The organism is Formosa haliotis, assembly GCF_001685485.1.
In the GTDB taxonomy this organism is placed as follows: domain Bacteria; phylum Bacteroidota; class Bacteroidia; order Flavobacteriales; family Flavobacteriaceae; genus Formosa; species Formosa haliotis.
In genome coordinates this window covers 79,049-97,970 of the sequence record NZ_BDEL01000001.1, presented here as the reverse complement: position 1 = coordinate 97,970, position 18,922 = coordinate 79,049, and the positions used below count along the sequence as shown (strand labels likewise).

General features: G+C 34.2%; 19 protein-coding genes. 7 read left to right on the top strand and 12 right to left on the bottom strand.

Features of this window, described 5'->3' with window-relative positions; genetic code table 11:
• Positions 1 to 114: 114 nt before the first annotated feature.
• The 3 genes from A9D35_RS00460 to A9D35_RS00450 are packed head-to-tail and all read left to right on the top strand — an operon-like array spanning position 115 to position 2,494.
• Complete coding sequence (locus A9D35_RS00460) at positions 115 to 1,065, top strand: SDR family oxidoreductase (protein WP_066217708.1); 951 nt, start codon at positions 115 to 117, stop codon at positions 1,063 to 1,065.
• A gap of 9 nt (positions 1,066 to 1,074) precedes the next feature.
• The gene (locus A9D35_RS00455) at positions 1,075 to 1,986 is read left to right on the top strand and encodes a helix-turn-helix domain-containing protein (RefSeq protein WP_066217706.1); all 912 of its coding nucleotides are present in this window, start codon (positions 1,075 to 1,077) and stop codon (positions 1,984 to 1,986) included.
• Between the two features lies 1 nt (position 1,987).
• The gene (locus A9D35_RS00450; protein ID WP_066217703.1) at positions 1,988 to 2,494 is read left to right on the top strand and encodes a hypothetical protein; all 507 of its coding nucleotides are present in this window, start codon (positions 1,988 to 1,990) and stop codon (positions 2,492 to 2,494) included.
• Between the two features lie 196 nt (positions 2,495 to 2,690).
• Here the strand turns inward: A9D35_RS00450 and hisS are convergent, their stop codons facing one another.
• Positions 2,691 to 4,061, bottom strand: coding sequence for a histidine--tRNA ligase (gene hisS, locus A9D35_RS00445; RefSeq protein WP_066217701.1), 1,371 nt, complete (start codon positions 4,059 to 4,061; stop codon positions 2,691 to 2,693).
• Between the two features lie 129 nt (positions 4,062 to 4,190).
• On the opposite strand from hisS, the gene A9D35_RS00440 reads away from it, so the two are divergent.
• Positions 4,191 to 5,429, top strand: coding sequence for an ABC transporter permease (locus A9D35_RS00440; RefSeq protein ID WP_066217699.1), 1,239 nt, complete (start codon positions 4,191 to 4,193; stop codon positions 5,427 to 5,429).
• 7 nt (positions 5,430 to 5,436) lie between these two features.
• Here the strand turns inward: A9D35_RS00440 and A9D35_RS00435 are convergent, their stop codons facing one another.
• The 4 genes from A9D35_RS00435 to rpsF all read right to left on the bottom strand — a co-directional run bounded on the left by A9D35_RS00435 (position 5,437) and on the right by rpsF (position 7,241).
• Positions 5,437 to 5,910 (bottom strand): DUF6495 family protein, encoded by a 474-nt coding sequence (locus A9D35_RS00435; RefSeq protein ID WP_066217697.1) that lies wholly within the window; start codon positions 5,908 to 5,910, stop codon positions 5,437 to 5,439.
• Positions 5,911 to 6,137: 227 nt separating this feature from the next.
• Entirely contained in the window at positions 6,138 to 6,590 is a 453-nt protein-coding gene (gene rplI / locus A9D35_RS00430) for a 50S ribosomal protein L9 (protein ID WP_066217695.1), read from the bottom strand.
• A gap of 13 nt (positions 6,591 to 6,603) precedes the next feature.
• Complete coding sequence (rpsR, locus tag A9D35_RS00425; RefSeq protein WP_038528424.1) at positions 6,604 to 6,900, bottom strand: 30S ribosomal protein S18; 297 nt, start codon at positions 6,898 to 6,900, stop codon at positions 6,604 to 6,606.
• Between the two features lie 2 nt (positions 6,901 to 6,902).
• Positions 6,903 to 7,241 carry a 30S ribosomal protein S6 gene (rpsF, locus tag A9D35_RS00420; RefSeq protein ID WP_066225657.1) on the bottom strand — a complete coding sequence of 113 codons (339 nt, stop codon included), beginning with the start codon at positions 7,239 to 7,241 and terminating at the stop codon, positions 6,903 to 6,905.
• 209 nt (positions 7,242 to 7,450) lie between these two features.
• Here rpsF and A9D35_RS00415 point away from each other — a divergent pair, with 209 nt between their 5' ends.
• The gene (locus A9D35_RS00415; protein ID WP_066217693.1) at positions 7,451 to 8,146 is read left to right on the top strand and encodes a LytR/AlgR family response regulator transcription factor; all 696 of its coding nucleotides are present in this window, start codon (positions 7,451 to 7,453) and stop codon (positions 8,144 to 8,146) included.
• Here the strand turns inward: A9D35_RS00415 and priA are convergent.
• The 5 genes from priA to A9D35_RS00395 form a co-directional block, all read right to left on the bottom strand.
• The gene (gene priA, locus A9D35_RS00410) at positions 8,143 to 10,596 is read right to left on the bottom strand and encodes a replication restart helicase PriA (protein WP_066217690.1); all 2,454 of its coding nucleotides are present in this window, start codon (positions 10,594 to 10,596) and stop codon (positions 8,143 to 8,145) included. The genes A9D35_RS00415 and priA overlap by 4 nt on opposite strands.
• Before the next feature lie 4 nt (positions 10,597 to 10,600).
• Positions 10,601 to 10,771 (bottom strand): YhjD/YihY/BrkB family envelope integrity protein, encoded by a 171-nt coding sequence (locus tag A9D35_RS19570; protein WP_369692131.1) that lies wholly within the window; start codon positions 10,769 to 10,771, stop codon positions 10,601 to 10,603.
• A gap of 8 nt (positions 10,772 to 10,779) precedes the next feature.
• Positions 10,780 to 11,541, bottom strand: coding sequence for a YihY/virulence factor BrkB family protein (locus tag A9D35_RS00405; RefSeq protein WP_369692130.1), 762 nt, complete (start codon positions 11,539 to 11,541; stop codon positions 10,780 to 10,782).
• 1 nt (position 11,542) lies between these two features.
• Entirely contained in the window at positions 11,543 to 12,400 is an 858-nt protein-coding gene (gene nadC, locus A9D35_RS00400; RefSeq protein ID WP_066217688.1) for a carboxylating nicotinate-nucleotide diphosphorylase, read from the bottom strand.
• A gap of 78 nt (positions 12,401 to 12,478) precedes the next feature.
• Positions 12,479 to 13,099 (bottom strand): L-threonylcarbamoyladenylate synthase, encoded by a 621-nt coding sequence (locus A9D35_RS00395; RefSeq protein ID WP_066217686.1) that lies wholly within the window; start codon positions 13,097 to 13,099, stop codon positions 12,479 to 12,481.
• 47 nt (positions 13,100 to 13,146) lie between these two features.
• Here A9D35_RS00395 and A9D35_RS00390 point away from each other — a divergent pair, with 47 nt between their 5' ends.
• Both A9D35_RS00390 and A9D35_RS00385 read left to right on the top strand, forming a co-directional pair.
• Positions 13,147 to 14,010, top strand: coding sequence for an alpha/beta hydrolase (locus A9D35_RS00390; protein WP_066217683.1), 864 nt, complete (start codon positions 13,147 to 13,149; stop codon positions 14,008 to 14,010).
• A gap of 34 nt (positions 14,011 to 14,044) precedes the next feature.
• Positions 14,045 to 14,608: a hypothetical protein gene (locus tag A9D35_RS00385; protein WP_066217681.1), complete on the top strand. Its 564-nt coding sequence runs from the start codon at positions 14,045 to 14,047 to the stop codon at positions 14,606 to 14,608.
• A 134-nt stretch (positions 14,609 to 14,742) separates the two neighbouring features.
• Here A9D35_RS00385 and A9D35_RS00380 read toward each other — a convergent pair whose 3' ends face one another.
• On the bottom strand, positions 14,743 to 17,097 hold the full coding sequence (locus tag A9D35_RS00380; protein ID WP_066217676.1) for an ATP-dependent helicase: 2,355 nt from the start codon (positions 17,095 to 17,097) through the stop codon (positions 14,743 to 14,745).
• Positions 17,098 to 17,217: 120 nt separating this feature from the next.
• Positions 17,218 to 18,711 carry a hypothetical protein gene (locus A9D35_RS00375; protein WP_141675447.1) on the bottom strand — a complete coding sequence of 498 codons (1,494 nt, stop codon included), beginning with the start codon at positions 18,709 to 18,711 and terminating at the stop codon, positions 17,218 to 17,220.
• Positions 18,712 to 18,922: the final 211 nt, after the last annotated feature.

Below are 18,922 nucleotides of genomic sequence, written 5' to 3'. Positions count from 1 at the left end.
AAGACGGCCACAAACTAAAAAGTATACAAGGTTCGAAAATCTGTATAAGAGTTAAAATGGTCTCCTACCCGATCTTTGCATTATGCTTTTAATTACTACAAACACAGTTGCAAGATGAAAACAAATCAATTTGGAAAACAAGGTTGGACACCAGACCGCATAGAAAATTTAAATGGAAAAACATTTGTAATCACTGGAACTACCAGTGGTACAGGTTTTGAAGCCACAAAAATATTACTCTCTAAGGGTGCAAAAGTTGTCATGCTTAATAGAAACCCAAAAAAGTCGAAGGCCACTATGGCTGCATTAAAGCGAGCCCTTGGTAATACTATAGACCTCGTGTCTATACAAATGGATTTAGCAGACCAAAATTCTGTTAAAAGGGCTGCCCAAGATGTACTAAATACGGTATCAAAAATAGATGCACTTATTTGTAATGCTGCCATTGCACAGGTTCCTAAACAAATACTAACAACAGATGGTTTTGAAAGTCAGCTTGGCGTAAATCATTATGGAAACTTCTTATTACAAGGCTTACTTTACCCAAGAATAGAAGCTTCTAAAGGACGCATTGTAGTTGTTGGCAGTATGGGTTATAATTTAGGTATTAAAACCATTCAGTTTAATGATATGAATTGGGACAAGAACTACAATCCTAATGGGGTTTATAGTCAAAGTAAATTAGCACAAATAATGAGTGTTTACGAATTACAAGATCGCATAAAAAAGAGTAAAAATCAGGAGGTAAAAGTTTATGCTTGTCACCCCGGTGCCTCTCGAACCTCTTTAATTAAAACAAGTGGAAGTTTAATGACGCGATTTGTTTGGCAGCTCATGAAATTATCCCCTTTTGTACAATCGGCAGAAAAAGGAGCGTATCCAGAATTAATGTGTGCCATCGAGCCAAACCTAGACCAGCAAGCTTTTTACGGACCTACAGGAAGAAACTACTGGACAGGCCCTGTTGGGGAATGTACCTTACAGCCACATGCTAAGGATAAGACAGTAGCAGAAAAATTGTGGGAAGTTTCAGAAAAGGCTACAAAGTTCAAGTGGAATTTATAAATTAGTAATATGCAACATTTTAAAACCTTATCATCGTATTTAGATTATCTAGAACTTCCTCGACCTGAGCATCCCATGCTAAGTATTTTTAACTCAAAAGGTGATGGAATTTTACCTTGTCCGAGAGAAAGTTCGCCACCAATTACAAACGAATGCTACTCTATAAGCTTAAAAAAGTTTGTAAAAGGCAATTTAAATTACGGACGAACAGCATACGATTTTACCAATGGTGCATTAATTTTCATTGCGCCAAGACAAGTGTTGCAATGGGATAGCAGTGTGGTATTTGAGCAAAAAGGTTTTTCTATAACCTTTCATGAAGATTTTTTAAAAGGCACCAAACTAGCACAACAAATTAAAAAATACGGGTTCTTTTCATACACTGTAAATGAGGCATTACACCTTTCTCCAAAGGAAGAAAAACAAATAAAAGCTATTGTAGATAATATTGATATTGAATACCAGAACAATCAAGATGCCTTTAGCAAAGACATTATTATTTCGCAGCTAGACACGCTTTTTAAATATGCCAACCGATTTTACGAAAGACAATTTTTAAACAGAAAAGAATTATCTACCGATTTATTAGAACAATTTAATAAATATGTAACGGAATATTTTGAATCTGGAAATCTACAAGAAAAAGGAATTCCCAGTATAGAACAAATCGCTAATAACATGGGGGTGTCACAGCGCTATTTAAGCGATACTTTAAAAAAAGAAACAGGTAAAACCACAACCGAGCATTTGCAATTCTTATTAATTGATGAGGCAAAAAACATTTTATTACAACCCCATAAAAGCATTTCGGAAGTGGCCTACGAATTAGGGTTTGAATACCCTCCCTACTTTTCGAGATTATTCAAAAAGAAGGAAGGATTAAGTCCGTCTTCATACAGAGAACAATGTAAATTAAATTAAAATGGACATCTTAAAAATAGCAACAGAGTGGGCAAAGGCAGAAGTCTTCTCGACACGATTTTTCATATTATTTGCGATACTTTTCTTAGTGGCTAGCATTGGCTTTTGGCAGCTAGGTAAAACAGATATCGCTAAAGCTTACATTATACCTACCTTGGTAGCAGGAGCTTTGCTTTTAACCATAGGTCTGGGGTTATTTTACACCAACAAATCACGGGTTAAAACTTTTGAAACAGCATACAAAACAGATGCACCGGCATTTGTAACATCGGAAATAGCACGTGCCGAAAGCACCTTAAAAGAATACAACACCGTAGTTTTTAAAGCTATTCCCATGATACTAATTGTTGCGGCTTTACTCATTATTTTTATAAATACACCAACATGGCGAGCCATTAGCATCACCACCATTGCTATGCTAATTGTTATATTATTGGTAGATGGAACAGCCCATGGAAGAATGGAAACTTACTATAAACAATTACAACTAGTGGATGTTAAAAAATAAAGTACACGCAACATAGAAAACCAATGCTAAATACAAAAAAGAGGCTATCTTAAAATTTTTAGACAGCCTCTTTGTATATTTCTTATTGCGATACTTTGGAAAAAACAAAATCTGGTTCCAGCCAGTTCATCAACTTTACTTTAGCTAGTTTACATTTTGAATTATTACTCCATTATTACATTAATAAATTGATTCACTATTTAACTAACTCAATCAATTCATCTAAACTACTTTGAGTTTGTTCTCCAGTAACCATGTTTTTAAGGGTATAAGTCTGCGCTTCCATTTCTTCTACGCCTACTAAAACCACATACGGAATAACACGCTTATTGGCGTGATTCATTTGTTTTTTCATTTTCGCTGCATCCGGATATAATTCAGCATTTACACCGGCAGCTCTTAATTTTTGTATGGCTTGCAAACTGTATAAGGCCTCTGTATCTCCAAAGTTTATAAATAGAACTTTTATGTTTTTATTCACTGTTTCTGGAAACAATTGTAATTCTTCTAACACCAAATAAATACGATCTAATCCAAAACTAATGCCAACACCACTCACATCTTTAAGTCCAAAAATTCCAGTTAAATCATCGTAACGACCACCGCCACCAATAGAACCCATTTGCACTTCTTTTGGGGCCGCAACTTCAAAAATGGCGCCGGTATAATAATTTAAACCTCGAGCTAAGGTTACATCTAATTGAAGTGCTGCCGTTTTGAGTTTAAGCGTGTTTATAGCCGTATTAATAAATTCTAATTCTTCAACCCCTTTTAAACCTTCTTCCGATATGCTTAAAATGGTTTTTAAATTATTTATCTGAGCTTCAAAAGTTCCCGATAAAGAAAATAAAGGTTGTAATTTATCGATGCCTGCTTGAGGAATTCCTTTACCCAACATTTCCTCTTTCACTTTCTCCTCACCTATTTTATCGAGCTTATCTAAAGCTACTGTAAAATCGATTAATTTATCTTGTGCCCCGATAACTTCAGCAATACCGGCCAAAATTTTACGGTTATTAATTTTTATAGTAACACCTTTTAGTTGTAATGCAGAAAATACAGCATCGTATAATTGCACAAATTCAACTTCTTGCCAAAGCGATTTAGATCCAACAACATCGGCATCGCACTGATTAAATTCTCTAAATCGTCCCTTTTGCGGTCTGTCGGCACGCCAAACAGGTTGCATCTGGTAACGCTTAAACGGAAATTCTATATCGTTTTGGTGTTGTACAACATATCTGGCAAAAGGCACAGTTAAATCGTAACGCAACGCTTTTTCAGAAATACTAGAGGTCATTTTTGTAGAATCCTTCTCCGCATACAAGGCATCGTTAACTTTGCTAAGATAATCTCCAGAATTTAAAATTTTAAAAATTAATCGGTCTCCTTCATCACCATATTTTCCCATCAAGGTTTCAGAGTTTTCAAAGCTTGGTGTTTCTATAGGTTGAAACCCATAAGTTTCAAAAACGTGTTGTATGGTTTTAAAAATATATTGTCGTTTAGCTACTTGTTCCGGATTAAAATCTCGTGTCCCTTTAGGAATGCTTGGTTTTTGTGCCATTGGTATTTTAAATTTGAGCACAAATATCTAAATTTTTGAGTTGACTTAATAAGATAATTCAATTTTATAGTAACTTTATTCCGTTTTAATAGTCTTATATTAAAACACCCAACCCATAACACCCTATACATGTTTTCACTTGTTCGAGAAAATATAAGAATTGCTTTCGATTCTATAAAAAGTCAGTTACTACGTACCATCTTAACCGTGCTTATTATTGCCATTGGTATTACTGCATTAGTAGGTATTTTAAGTGCAGTTTCGGCCTTAGAAAGTACCATTTCTAGCGATTTCTCGTCTATGGGTGCCAACACGTTTAATATACAGCGCTATAAATTTACAGCACGACCACAAAGCGGAGAACGCCAAAAAGTAAACCCGATTATTAGTTACCAAAACATTCGTGATTTCGTAGATCAGTACAACTATCCATACACAAAAACATCAGTTTCTTTTGACGGCACATCTACTGCAGAAGTAAAATTTGAAAACGAAAAAACCGACCCGGAAGTAAAAGTTATTGGAGCTAATGAAAATTTTATTCAAAATTCTGGACTAAAAGTCGATCGTGGTCGTGAGTTTAACGCTTTAGAAGTAGAAAACAACTCTAATGTTTGTGTTATTGGTAGTGATTTGGTTAAAGCCTTATTCAAAAATGACAATCCTATAGATCAAATTATTAGTGTTAGAGGATTTAAATTTAAAGTGATTGGAACTTTAGAGTCTAAAGGCTCTACCTTCGGAAATAATCAAGATTTAAGAGTTATCATGCCGCTTCAAAAAGCGCGTTCTATTTTCACCAATGCCAATATAAATTACGCTTTAAGTGTTATGGTTGAAAAGAAAGAACTTCTACAAAGCGCTCAAGATGACGCCATTGTAACGTTTAGAAACATTAGAGGTTTAAACCCTATTGAAGAAAATAATTTCGGATTAGAACGTAGCGACGATTTAATTAATCGAATTGGTGCCATAACAGGAGCCCTCGCAACCGCTGCTTGGATTATAAGTATCATTACCATCTTAGGATCGTCTATTGCACTTATGAATATCATGCTCGTTTCGGTAAGCGAACGTACCCGTGAAATTGGAGTACGTAAAGCTTTGGGCGCAAAACAAGGTACCATTGCGTTTCAGTTTTTTATTGAAACTATAATTATAGGACAATTTGGAGGTTTACTCGGAATGCTTCTCGGTATTTTACTCGGCCTCGGATTTGCATCGGCGGTCGATTTCCAATTTAGTATGCCATGGGCAGCTATGATTTGGGCAAGTGTAATAACGTTTGTTGTAGCCATTATTTCCGGATCTTACCCAGCATCTAAAGCCTCTAAACTAGACCCGATAGAATCGTTACGCTACGAATAAAATAGGATTATTCCGCGTTTACCAGATCATTAAAATAGGTGTATAACTCACCTCTAGTAATAACCGCTCCTTGCTGAATCAATTTAAATATATCTAGTTTTTTATCTTCAGAATAGGTTTTGTTCGCTTGAAGAAACTCTACATCGTCATGTAACAAATTTTCTCTTAACCAGTTAAAACCTTCTTGGGTAGCCAAATCTTTATCATTTTTAAGCTTAATAGCTATTAAATGCATATTGGTTTCGCCTAAAGAGAATAAATGCATGTGTTGCCCAGAAATGTGTTCTAAAAATTTAGCACTCGTTAAAACACCTTCCCAAACCAAATCACTAAACACATCTAATTCTTGTTCTGCAACTTCTGGTTTTGTGTCTTTAATAGTTTTCCACTCGTTAGCATCTATAGATTGAGTTGCTAAAAAATTGATGAATTCTTGGTGTAACTCTTCAAATTGTTCTTTTGTAAGACGTGTGTATTTCATTTTAATAATTTTTGATTAGAATATCCGTAATCCTTATTAATGTCTATCGCCATCTTAAATGATTGCTTATTGAGAAGCTTGGTGGTTCAGATTCTCACTGACGGTACTAGTTATGGTAGACTGAAACAAGTTTTTTATGACTAAGAACACGGACAATTATTTCTTTGAATTAAAAAAACCGTTTAGAACAAGTCTAAACGGTTTTTAATATATAATTACTTTTAAAATTAGTTTGCTTGAGCAACTACTTCAAAAGGTAAATCTACAGATACCTCGCGGTGTAAACGTATTACGGCATTATATTTACCTAAACGCTTAACACTACCTCCAGTAACGTTGATAAATTTTTTATCGATTGCTTGACCTTCTTTTTCTAAAGCTTCAGCAAGATCGATGTTGTTTACAGATCCAAATAATTTGTCTCCAGAACCAACTTTAGACGAAATTTTAATTTCTAATGCTTTTAAAGCTTCAGCAATTTTGTTAGCATCGTCAACAATTTTCTTTTCTTTAAAAGCTCTTTGCTTTAAGTTTTCAGCTAATACTTTCTTTGCAGAAGGTGTAGCTAAAATAGCACTTCCTTGAGGAATTAAAAAGTTTCTACCATAACCGTTCTTAACTGTTACAACATCGTCTTTAAATCCTAAATTTTCAACGTCTTGTTTTAATATAAGTTCCATTGTTATCGGTATTTTATTTTAATAAATCAGCTACGTAAGGCATTAAAGCTAAGTGACGAGCTCTTTTTACAGCTACAGACACTTTTCTTTGATACTTTAATGAAGTTCCTGTTAAACGACGAGGTAAAATTTTACCTTGCTCGTTTACAAATCTTAATAACCAGTCTGCATCTTTATAATCTACATACTTGATTCCAGATTTTTTGAAACGACAATATTTCTTTTGCTTATTAGTTTCAATGTTTAAAGGCGTTAAGTATCTAATCTCTCCGTCTTTTTTTCCTTTTGCTTGTTGTTCTATAGATGACATAATTACGCTTTTTGTTTTAGTTTAGCTCTTCTTCTCTCTGCCCAAGCCACAGCGTGCTTGTCTAGTTTTACAGTTAAGTAACGCATAAAACGCTCGTCACGTCTAAATTCTAACTCTAACTGGTTAATTACTTCTCCAGGTACAGTAAATTCAAATAAATGGTAAAAACCACTTTTTTTGTTTTGAATTGGGTAAGCTAATTTTTTTAGTCCCCAATCTTCTTTTGATATCATCTTAGCACCGTTAGAAACAAGAAAATCTTCGTATTTCTGTACTGTTTCCTTTATCTGTGTTTCAGATAAAACGGGATTTAAGATGAAAACAGCTTCATAATGATTCATATTCAAATCTATTTTATTGTTAAAAATGGCTGCAAAAGTAAACATTTTTATTAAATATAACAAACCTCTCGTTATTTTATTTTCTACCCGTAAAATCACGTTTACAGTGTTAAGAAAAACAAAAATTATTCACTTAATCGGTATTTTTTTTGTTTTTATCCGATTTTTTTGTACTATTGTCGATATCTTAACCGAAACAATTAATTGTTATGACTTTAAACTGTGTAGTAGTAGATGACTCTGCGATTCAGAGGTTGTCCATAGTAAAGTTGATAGAAAACCACCCTGCTCTTAATTTAATAGCAGAGTATAGCAGTGCGCTTGAAACCAAAAATGGTTTAAACACGCATAAGGTTGATCTCATCTTTTTAGATATTGAAATGCCAGTATTAAATGGATTCGAACTTCTTGATGTTTTAAATAATAAGCCCCAAATTATTTTTGTAACAGGAAAAACAGAATACGCTTTTAAAGCATTCAATTACGATGCCACCGATTACCTAAAGAAACCTATTACTCGTGAGCGCTTTATGGTTGCTGTTGAAAAAGCCATTGAGCACCACAAACTAAAATTAGATTTCAATGAAACCGAAGGTGAACATATCTTCGTTAAAAGTAATCTAAAAAAACGTAAAGTATATATTAACGACATAAAATGGATTGAAGCCCTTGGTGACTATGTTAAATTAGTTACAGAGGAAGGCAGTTTAGTGGTATTATCTACCATGAAAGCTTTCGAGCAGGAACTTCCTGAAGGCAAATTCTTAAGAATTCATAAATCTTATATCGTTAATCTAGATAAAATAGATAGATTTAACAGCAAGAATGTTGAAGTAGGCTCTTACGAAATTCCTTTAAGCCGAAATAAAAAGTCGCAACTTATTGATGCTTTAAACAGCATTTAATACGCGTCTACATTCATTATTAAGCGAACAGATCTAAAATCTTTCACATTCATAAAGCTATTGTTTATTTTAACAATGGCTTTTTTTGTACCTCCTAACGACTGCTTTTGAGGAATTTTTATCATTATATTTTTATGAAATTGATTCCGAATTCTCGACACCGGCGGATCTACCGGACCTAAAACATAATCACCAAATACTTGCCTTAAAGCTGTACCTAACCAAATGGATGCATTATTAACCCGATTAAAATCTTTGTGTTTTAAGGTTACACGAATCAATCTATAAACTGGAGGATATTTAAAATTATAGCGCTCATCCATTTGCTCTTTATACATAGCCTCATAATTATTGGTAGAGACTTGCTGCAAAATATTGTGATACGGATTATAGGTTTGAATTAAAACTTTCCCTTGTTTTTCTGTTCTTCCGGCCCGACCCGATACTTGCGATAATAATTGATAACTACGCTCATGGGCTCTAAAATCGGGGAAGTTCAATAAATTATCGGCATTCATAATGCCCACTAAAGCTACGTTTCTAAAATCTAATCCCTTTGTTAGCATTTGGGTACCTACCAAAATATCCATTTCTTGCTGCTCGAAGGCGGTTATAATTTTTTCGTAGCCATATTTCCCACGCGTGGTATCTAGATCCATTCGACCGACTTTGTAATTCGGAAATAAATGTTTCACTTCCTCCTCTATTTGTTCGGTTCCGAAACCTTTTGTATCTAAACCCGGATCTCCACAAGCCTGACATTTAAGTAACATGGCTGTATGATGCCCACAATAATGACACCTCAATTGATTTCTATAACTATGAAAGGTTAAACTAACGTCGCAATTTGGACACTGCGGAGAATGTCCACACGTATTACATTCTACTATTGGAGAAAATCCACGTCGGTTTTGAAATAATATAATTTGATGCCCTTCTTCTAAAGTTTCAGTCATAGCCTCAATCAAACGATCACTAAAATGACCTTTCATCAATTTGCGTTTCTGCTTGTCCTTAATATCTACCAACTCAATATCTGGCATAAGCACATTATTATAGCGCTTTGTAATTTCAACCAAACCATATTTTCCTTGTTTTACATTAAAGTAACTCTCTAAACTTGGCGTAGCAGAACCCAGCAAAGTTTTTGTACCGTGTAAATGAGCTAAAACAATAGCTGTATCTCGAGCATGGTATCTTGGCGCAGGATCGAATTGTTTAAAAGATTGCTCGTGTTCTTCATCTACAATTATTAAACCTAGCGAGCGAAATGGTAAAAATATAGAGGATCGTGCCCCTAGAATAACCTTAGCTTTAGGCGAATTGGTCAACACATTATTCCAAACCTCAACACGTTCGTGTGCCGAATATTTAGAATGAAACACCGTAACTTGCTCGCCAAAATACGATTGTAACCTATTTACTAATTGTGTAGTTAAAGCTATTTCAGGTAATAAATACAGGACTTGTTTCTCTGATTTAAGTGCATCTTCAATCAATTTTACATACACTTCGGTTTTTCCAGATGATGTTACACCATGAAGTAATGTAACTTGATGTGTTTCGAACGTTTTTTTAATTTGAAACAGCGCTTCTTCTTGTTCCGGATTTAAAGCTTTTGAATCTTCGGAATCTTTACCGTTAAACTCTACGCGATCGGTTTGTATAAAATATTCCTCTAGTATAGCTTTATCTATCAACGATTTTATAATACTACTCGAGGCGCCGCTGGCTTCCGTTAATTCCGATACTTTTATAGCTTTTTTAGTTTTTGCAGAAAGCTGAAACAAGCTCATAACCACATCGCGCTGTTTTGGAGCTCGACTTAATTCTTCTAGTAAGGCTTGTAAACCGTCTTGAGTTGTATGCTGAGCTTGAAGTTTTACATACTTCACTAATTTCGGTTTATATTTTTCAAAAACTTCCTCCTCGACAACAATAGCCTCCTTTTCTAAAAGGCGCTTAATAATAGGAAACACTTGTTTTTTGTCGACTATATCTACAATATCTTGAATACGTAAAGACGATTGGTGGTGAAGTGCTTCGTAAATTAAAAATTCATCATCTTTTAAATCGGAATCCTGAATTACCTTATTATTATTCTTACTTATTAAAGTTTCACTTTCTAAAATAAAGGCATTGGGTAAGGCGGCACGCATAACATCGCCTACGGTGCATAAATAATAATTTGCCATCCAATCCCATAACTTCAACTGCGTATCTGTTACTATGGGGTATTCATCTAAAATTTGATGAATTTGTTTTGCTTCATAAATTTGTGGAGGATTTTGATGCAAGCGTTTTACTATAGCCGTGTACACTTTAGATTTTCCGAAAGGTACAGCAACTCGCATACCAGGCTTTATAAAACCAGCCTCAGCTTCTGTAATTTCATACGTAAACAGGTTTTCTACAGGAATAGGAAGAATAACATCTATAAAATGTAACATAAACTTATTGACTTTTATGCAATTGACGTAGTGATATATTTAATTCGTAACCTAACAAAAATATATTACAGTTAATCCACAAATAAAACATTAAAATTAACAAAGCACCTATAGAACCGTACAATTCGTTATATCTTGAAAAATCTTCTATATAAACTCCAAATAAATAAGACACACATACAATTAAAATGGTTGTGAATAATGCTCCGGTTGAGAAAATTTAGAATGTTTTCCTTCTCTAGTCCCAAAATAATACAAAGTTGCAGTCGATAAAAACACCATAATTATTCCGAATAAATATTTCGAGATATTAATCCAAATCAACCCACTATCTCCAATAGACAAGCCTTGAAGCTCTAACGATTTAAACAAACTACCCAACACATAAATTTCTACAAACCCGTAAACCGCAACCGTAATTAACACTAAAAATCCTAAAATTAAAGCCACACCAACGGCGTATAAATATTGACGAAACAAACTCCGGGTTAATTGCTCATGATAAGAATTTTCGAAGGCCGAAAAAATAGCACTCACCCCATTAGACATTAAGAATATAGACAGCAAAAACACGGTTGAAAGCAATCCGCCACGTTCTGATTTATCAATATTTTCGAAAATATTTTTAAAGAAAAACTCTGATGTGCTCGGTGGTAAAAAGGATTCCAAAAACTCTAGAAACTCCAATTTAAATCCTTCTATAGGTATATGCGGAATTAAAATCAAGATAAATAGCAGAAATGGAAATATGGCCATAAAAAAATTAAAGGCAATTGCACTAGCTCTAGAGGTTAGTGCTCCTTTAATTATGCCCGTGAAATATAGTTTCAATAAATCGTATAAAGATAATCCCTCTAACCCAGGTAATTTAATTGTTTTTAAAAGTTTAATAACAACATTTATAACCGGGATTTTCTCAAGATTTTCCTCTATACCATTTGCCATTTTAAACCGCTTTCAGGCTTAAGTCCATATTGTAAACAGAATGCGTTAAGGCACCAGACGAAATACAATCTACGCCACACTCGGCATATTTTCGGAGTGTTTTTTCGTTTATCCCACCAGAAGATTCTGTAAAACACGTATCGCCAATCAATTTAACCGCAGTTCTGGTATCTTCGTAATTAAAATTATCTATTAAAATACGATACACACCTTCGTTTTGTAAGATCTCTTCAATTTCTTTTAGGTTTCTGGCTTCAACAATAATTTTTAAATCTTTATTGTTTGCTTTTAAATAGGCTTTTGTTTTAGTAATAGCTGGTGTAATTCCTCCTGCAAAATCTATATGGTTATCTTTAAGCATAACCATATCGTACAAGGCAAATCTATGGTTTTCTCCCCCACCTATTTTAACTGCCCATTTTTCTAAGGCTCTAATGCCTGGAGTGGTTTTTCTAGTATCTAAAATCTTAGTTCCTGTACCCGCCAATAAATCGACATACGATTTTGTTTTGGTAGCAATCGCACTCATACGTTGCATGGCATTTAAAACCAGACGTTCTGCTTTTAATATAGATTGCGACGCCCCTTCAACATAAAACACAATATCGCCGTATTTTACAGTGCTCCCATCTTCAATTAAAGTCTCTACTTTTAAATCCTTATCTATATATTCGAAAACCTTTTTAGCAAATTCAACGCCTGCAATAACGCCATTATCTTTTACTAACAATTTTGCTTTTCCTTGTGCCGTAGCAGGAATACAAGCCAATGAACTATGGTCGCCATCGCCAACATCTTCGCGTACTGCGTTGGCTATAATGCCTTCTATTTCCTTATCGAATTGTGCTTTACTAATCATAACAATTGTTTGATGCTAAATTACTAATTGCGAATTAAATTCACTTTAAAAACTGAATAAATATGATACGATTATATTTTAAAAAATTTCAAGACTTCCTTTTCCTTCTCTAACAATTGAAGGCTCAGACTCCGAAAAATCTATAATTGTAGAAGCTTGGTTATCGCCATATCCACCATCGATAACTAAATCGACTAAATTCTGCCATTTTTCGTAAATCAATTCGGGATCTGTGGTGTATTCTAAAACCTCATCTTCATCGCGAATAGACGTGGAAACAATCGGGTTTCCTAATTGCAATACGATTTCTAAAGCAATTTTATTATCGGGAACACGAATACCAACAGTCTTCTTTTTTTTAAAAACTGTAGGTAAAGTTTTAGCTCCTGGAAGGATAAAAGTGTATGGCCCAGGCAGTGCCCGCTTCAAAATTTTAAATGTAGAGGTATCAATTTGCTTCACATAATCGCTTAAGTTGCTCAAATCGTGACAAATAAATGAAAAATTAGCTTTCTCCAATTTTACACCTTTAATTCTGGCAATTCGCTCTAAAGCCTTGTTATTAGTAATGTCGCAGCCCAATCCATAAACCGTATCTGTAGGATAAATAATCAATCCGCCACGCTTTAAAACGTCAACTACTTTTTTTATCTCCTTTGGGTTAGGATTTTCTTCATAAATTTTTAAAAACTCGGCCATAATAAGTATATTGTAGAATCGTTCTACAAAGTAATTAATATTTTATAATGAAACCAATAAAAACCATTATCATCCTGCTAATTATTGCAGTTTCGAGTTATTCGTGTACATCGGACTCCAATACAGATGGCAATGATTTTGTAGATCTTGAAGCCGCTATACAATTTGATGTGCCATACGGCGATCATGAATCTCAGACTTACGATATATATTTACCAGCCCATCGCGACATCGACACCAAAGCTCTTATTCTTGTACATGGTGGAGGTTGGACCTCGGGAGATAAAAATGACATGAATGGTTTTGTTGAATTAATAAAGAAAGACTTACCGAATTTAGCGATTGTTAATATGAATTATCGCTTGGTGGATGAAACTACCGAAGCTTACCCTATGCAGATTAACGACATTACTGCCGTGGTAAAACATTTAAACGATAATCTTGATGATTACCAAATTTCTGACGATTATGGGTTTATTGGTACTAGTGCTGGAGCACATTTAGCCTTATTATGGAGCTATGCTTTTAATCATGATAAACACGCTAAAATGGTGTGTAGCATTGTAGGACCAACAAATTTTACTGATAGCGCTTACACAGAAAACGTAAATTTTGACACCCTAAAAATGCTTGAAGAATTATACGGCATAGACCTAACTACAGAATTTTTAGAAGAAGTTAGTCCGTATCATCAAGTTACTAATTCTGCACCTCCAACGATATTATTCTATGGAGGTAAAGACCCACTTGTACCGGTTTCGCAAGGTAATTTGTTACAGGAAAAACTGGAAGATTTGGGCGTTATGCACGAATACACCTTATACCCAGAAGCAGGTCACGGTTGGGCAGGATTAGAACTATTAGATACTTGGGCTAAATTAAAAGGGTTTATAAAAGCACATTTAGAATAGAATATTACAAAACGCCTTTTCTTTATGAGTACAAATGAGAATAACAAAAACTTTATTCTTTTTAATATGCACAACATTCCTTTTAGGGTGCGGAAACACGAAATACACTTACAACTATGAAAAAGGAAAACATATTGACTTCTCTAAAGGTAAATGGATTTTAAACGACTTTCCTACAACAAATAATAAAAAGAGTGACATCAACACCATTGCCTTATCCGAATTTAAAACCATACTTGACGACTCGCTTTTTACTTTACACCAAATTAGAAAAGAAAATATTACTGCTAAAGAGATTCCTTTTAATCCCAGCACAGAAACCTTAAAAGACTTAAAAAGGAACACCCATTGCGATTATTTGATAAATATCAAGTCGATTATTGAAAAAGAAGATATGAGCTCCTTTGCTCACGCACCACGAACAGGTAACACGATTAAGACCAATCAAGCCCAAAGCACTGTAAAAATTTACGATTTAAACACAGGGTCTCTCCTCTCCGAATCTACAGTTATTGGAACAGCAACTGTAAAAAAAGACTCCGAAGACTCTAGTTGGGATTACGTCAATACAGCTACAAACATTTCTAATTTAAGCTAAAAAAAACTGATTCAGAATTACGATAAACATAAGGTAAAATAAAATACTTCCCTGAAACGTATTCAGGGAAACTAATTCTTTACCTATCGCAGCTCTGAAACTTTGAGTCTTCAAAACTCAAAAACTTAAAAAAACTACCCAATAACCTCCAACTTCGCAAAACGCAGCAATAGTTTCTTGTTACCACCATTTTCGAATTTTATTTCGGCTTTGGTATCTGCTCCAGCACCTTCAATCTTTAAAACTTCACCTTTACCAAATCGCAAATGCTTAACAATATTTCCTGTCACTAACTTATTATCGAATAAATTGGCTGCTTCTCCCCCTGTTGTTTTGCCAACAGGTTTTAAGTTTTTAGGTGTACTTACCTGGAATTTTTCTGGCTCCTTACGTGCAATTCCAGATCCTTTTTTCTGGATAGGCAATTGCTTAGCTGGCTTAAAACGAATATTTCTTGATGGTTGCGAATCTACATCTCCAAAGATATTCGCATCTAACATCGGGTTCATTCTTCGCTCTTCTATTGGCGTAAGAATGTCTAAATACTGCTCATCTATTTCTTGAATGAATCGACTCGGATCGGAATCTACTAATTTCCCCCAACGGTAACGCGATAAGGCGTAAGTAAGATAGGCTTGTTTTTCGGCTCTGGTTAAGGCCACATAAAACAAACGGCGTTCTTCTTCTAATTCGCTACGCGTATTCATACTCATAGCACTCGGGAATAAATCTTCCTCAAGTCCTACGATAAACACATACGGAAACTCCAACCCTTTTGCCAAGTGAATAGTCATTAGCGCTACACGGTCGTCTTCACCATTATCATTATCTAAATCGGTTGCTAAGGCCACATCTTCCAAAAACTCGGTTAAAGACCCTGTAGTGTCTACAAGTTCTTTTTGTTCTTCAACAAAATCTTTAATACCATTTAAAAGTTCTTCAATATTTTCAACTTTAGCAACACCTTCTGGCGTGGTATCTTTACTAAATTCTTTAATTAATCCTGTAGTTTTTGTAACGTGATCGGCAAGTTCGAAGGCATTTACATTTTGGTTCATGACTTGAAAACTCTCAACCATAGTCACAAAATCTTTAAGTTTATTTTTTGTTCCTGAATTGATTTTTACATCGGTTTTATCGATGTTTTTCATGACTTCAAAAATAGAACGCTTATAACCGTTGGCTGCAATAATTAACTTATCGATCGTGGTTTGACCAATACCTCTCGGCGGAAAATTAATAACACGTTTTAGTGCTTCTTCATCAGACGGATTAATTATAATGCGTAAATACGATAAAATATCTTTGATTTCTTTACGCTGATAGAAAGACAAACCTCCGTAAATTCTATACGGAATATCACGCTTACGCAAGGCATCTTCCATCGATCTTGATTGTGCATTAGTACGATACAAAATCGCGAAATCGCTATGATTAAGTTGTTCGTTCATTTTGGTCTCGAAGATGGTAGAAGCCACATAACGCCCTTCCTCTCCATCTGTCATAGAACGATTTACTTTAATCTTTCCGCCTTCATCATTCGCCGTCCATACCACTTTATCTAACTTGGTTTCATTCTTATCTATAATAGAATTTGCGGCATTAACTATAGTTTTTGTCGATCTGTAATTTTGCTCTAATCGGAACAGTTTTACATCGTCGTAATCCTTTTGAAAGTTTAATATGTTATTAATATTCGCACCACGGAAAGCGTAAATACTTTGTGCATCATCTCCTACCACACAAATATTTTGAAAACGATCTGACAAGGCTCTTACAATTAAATATTGGGAGTGGTTGGTATCTTGATACTCATCGACCAAAATGTATCTAAAACGATCTTGATATTTGGCCAAAACATCTGGAAACCGCGTTAACAGCTCGTTGGTTTTTAATAATAAATCATCAAAATCCATAGCACCAGATTTAAAACAACGCTCGACATATTCTTTATAAATATCTCCCAATCGCGGGCGTCTAGCCATAGTATCGGCTTCTATTAATTCTGGATTCTGAAAATAAGCACGTACGGTAATTAAACTGTTTTTATATGAAGAAATTCTAGAAAAAACCGATTTGTATTTATAAAGTTCTTTATCTAATCCCATCTCTTTTATAATAGATGAAATTAAACGTTGAGAATCTTGTGCATCGTAAATAGTAAAATTACTCGGATAGCCCAAACGGTCGGCTTCAATTCTTAATATCTTAGCAAAAACCGAGTGAAATGTACCCATCCACAAATTTTTTGCCTCACTACTTCCCACTATATCTGCAATACGCTCTTTCATTTCGCGTGCTGCCTTGTTAGTAAAGGTTAACGATAAAATATTAAAAGGGTCTACACCTTCGTGCATTAAATAGGCAATACGGTAGGTTAACACACGTGTTTTACCAGAGCCGGCACCCGCTATAACAATCATAGGGCCGTCTTTTTGAATGGTTGGTGCTAACTGTGCTTCATTTAACTGACTTAAATACTTCTCCAATGTTCTTACAATTTAGGTTGTAAAATTAACCTTTGTTAGCCGTTTAAGTAAATAGATTTATAAATAATTATAAACATTAGTAGCACTAAACAACCCTTAAGAAGAAAAATTCGGTGAAATTTAAATCTTACCCACAAAAACCAACTTTAAACCTTCCTTAAAGTTTAGCCATAAAAAATTAAATACAGATTTGGTTTTATCGCGTGTTACATGGCCACGCTTTACTATAAATCCATCATCTGCTTTATCGGAATCTTTTCTTATAAAAATATTTGCTACGGTAGATAAGAATTTATTTTTATGATGTTTTTTATTCAGAATCTGAACTTTTACATTTTCGTATTTCACATCGAAATCAATGCTAGAACGCTGTACATTACCATCTATTCGTGCATAAATTTTATCAAATTGTCCTTCTAATTTAATACCTACATTATTTTCTGTAAAGGCATTTAATCGTTTTACTGGCAACTTCCCTATTTGGGTTTTAAATAAAAAGGTATCATGCTCATCGTTTACATCGAAAGTCCAATTGGCGTGTAATGGCGCCGAGTTCATAAATAGCGTGTTAATATCTAATTCTGTTTTTACGGGAGAAGCATAGGTATTACTCACATTTTTTATATCGGCATTAAACTCGTGAAACGATATGGTTCCTGCGTTAACATGCGGTTTAGATTTCTCTTCATAAACAATTTGTCCGTCTTTTAAAATTACAGAAGGTAAGGTTAAATCGAATTTTAAATTCCGAAGCATTTCGCTATAAAGCGGTTTAATGGTATTATCGTCGGCTACCAATTTATCGCGATACACCTCTAAAAATGGTTTCTGAAATAAAACCTTATTACTTTTAAAGTAAAATCGTTTATTGACAGAACCAAATTCTGGGGCTTCTATAGTTATAGAATCGACCGATACATCAAAATGATCGCGCTCCTTATCTATAATCTTACTCAATTCATGTTTAGAGTATTTTGTTTTTAATTTAAACTGTCTAAACACCCAACGTTTTTTAGATAATTCTAGAGCATGCAAATTAATAGTTTCGTACTGCCCTGCATTAAATTTTAAAGAATCGGTTAAAACATGATAGTCGGAATACTCAAAAGGAATACTTTGTTTTGCTGTATTAGCATCAAAATATATACTATCGAAAGTGATATTTATATTTTCAGATTTTAAAAATATAGAATCTTTAGTAGTTTCAAAAATGGTTAATGTTGCCCGATTTAAATCAAAATTATCAATTTTTACAATTTTATTAAATTCTTTTTTAGGCTTAGCGTCTTTGTTTTCGTTTTTAGGCTTATTATCCTTTTGCTGCGTAGAATCGGAGGCTTTTCCAAGACCTCTAACAAAAGAAATTTCGGCACCTTTAACTAAAATCGTATCTAAATGTATGGTGTTGTTAACAATATAATCCCAATACCCCACATTTTTTAGTTTGATGTCTTGAAGTTTTACATTTAGTTCCACTCTCCCCTTGGCACCTTCTATTATATTTAATTCAGGATTTTCTACAGAGAGCCCTCCATCAAAAACATTAACATCTAGTGCTGAATAATTTAAACGTACAGATTCTGGTAACGTTTTTATTGTAGATTCGAGCTTCATTTTAACAAAAGTGTTTGCGAAGAACAAAATCACAGCACACAGTATTAAAAAAACGGCAATACCTACCCCTGTTTTTTTATTAAATTTATTTGACATTTAGCGATAAATCGGTTGGTACTAATATACTTATATCATTCAAAAATAATAGAAAAAAGCATGCGTTTATGTTATTCTTTTATTTTAAATATATTTACCCTAAATTCTTTAAAAC

Excerpts from the sequence above, each read along its gene's own strand:
- nadC (WP_066217688.1), bottom strand. The coding sequence starts at position 12,400 with ATGATTAGTAAAGCACAATTCGATAAGGAAATAGAAGGCATTATAGCC.
- rpsF (WP_066225657.1), bottom strand. The coding sequence starts at position 7,241 with ATGAATCATTATGAAGCTGTTTTCATCTTAAATCCCGTTTTATCTGAA.
- A9D35_RS00435 (WP_066217697.1), bottom strand. The coding sequence starts at position 5,910 with ATGAAATACACACGTCTTACAAAAGAACAATTTGAAGAGTTACACCAA.
- A9D35_RS00395 (WP_066217686.1), bottom strand. The coding sequence starts at position 13,099 with ATGGCCGAGTTTTTAAAAATTTATGAAGAAAATCCTAACCCAAAGGAG.
- A9D35_RS00440 (WP_066217699.1), top strand. The coding sequence starts at position 4,191 with ATGTTTTCACTTGTTCGAGAAAATATAAGAATTGCTTTCGATTCTATA.
- rpsR (WP_038528424.1), bottom strand. The coding sequence starts at position 6,900 with ATGTCATCTATAGAACAACAAGCAAAAGGAAAAAAAGACGGAGAGATT.
- A9D35_RS00415 (WP_066217693.1), top strand. The coding sequence starts at position 7,451 with ATGACTTTAAACTGTGTAGTAGTAGATGACTCTGCGATTCAGAGGTTG.
- priA (WP_066217690.1), bottom strand. The coding sequence starts at position 10,596 with ATGTTACATTTTATAGATGTTATTCTTCCTATTCCTGTAGAAAACCTG.
- rplI (WP_066217695.1), bottom strand. The coding sequence starts at position 6,590 with ATGGAACTTATATTAAAACAAGACGTTGAAAATTTAGGATTTAAAGAC.
- A9D35_RS00460 (WP_066217708.1), top strand. The coding sequence starts at position 115 with ATGAAAACAAATCAATTTGGAAAACAAGGTTGGACACCAGACCGCATA.
- A9D35_RS00455 (WP_066217706.1), top strand. The coding sequence starts at position 1,075 with ATGCAACATTTTAAAACCTTATCATCGTATTTAGATTATCTAGAACTT.
- A9D35_RS00390 (WP_066217683.1), top strand. The coding sequence starts at position 13,147 with ATGAAACCAATAAAAACCATTATCATCCTGCTAATTATTGCAGTTTCG.
- A9D35_RS00450 (WP_066217703.1), top strand. The coding sequence starts at position 1,988 with ATGGACATCTTAAAAATAGCAACAGAGTGGGCAAAGGCAGAAGTCTTC.
- hisS (WP_066217701.1), bottom strand. The coding sequence starts at position 4,061 with ATGGCACAAAAACCAAGCATTCCTAAAGGGACACGAGATTTTAATCCG.
- A9D35_RS00375 (WP_141675447.1), bottom strand. The coding sequence starts at position 18,711 with ATGAAGCTCGAATCTACAATAAAAACGTTACCAGAATCTGTACGTTTA.
- A9D35_RS00405 (WP_369692130.1), bottom strand. The coding sequence starts at position 11,541 with ATGGCAAATGGTATAGAGGAAAATCTTGAGAAAATCCCGGTTATAAAT.
- A9D35_RS00385 (WP_066217681.1), top strand. The coding sequence starts at position 14,045 with ATGAGAATAACAAAAACTTTATTCTTTTTAATATGCACAACATTCCTT.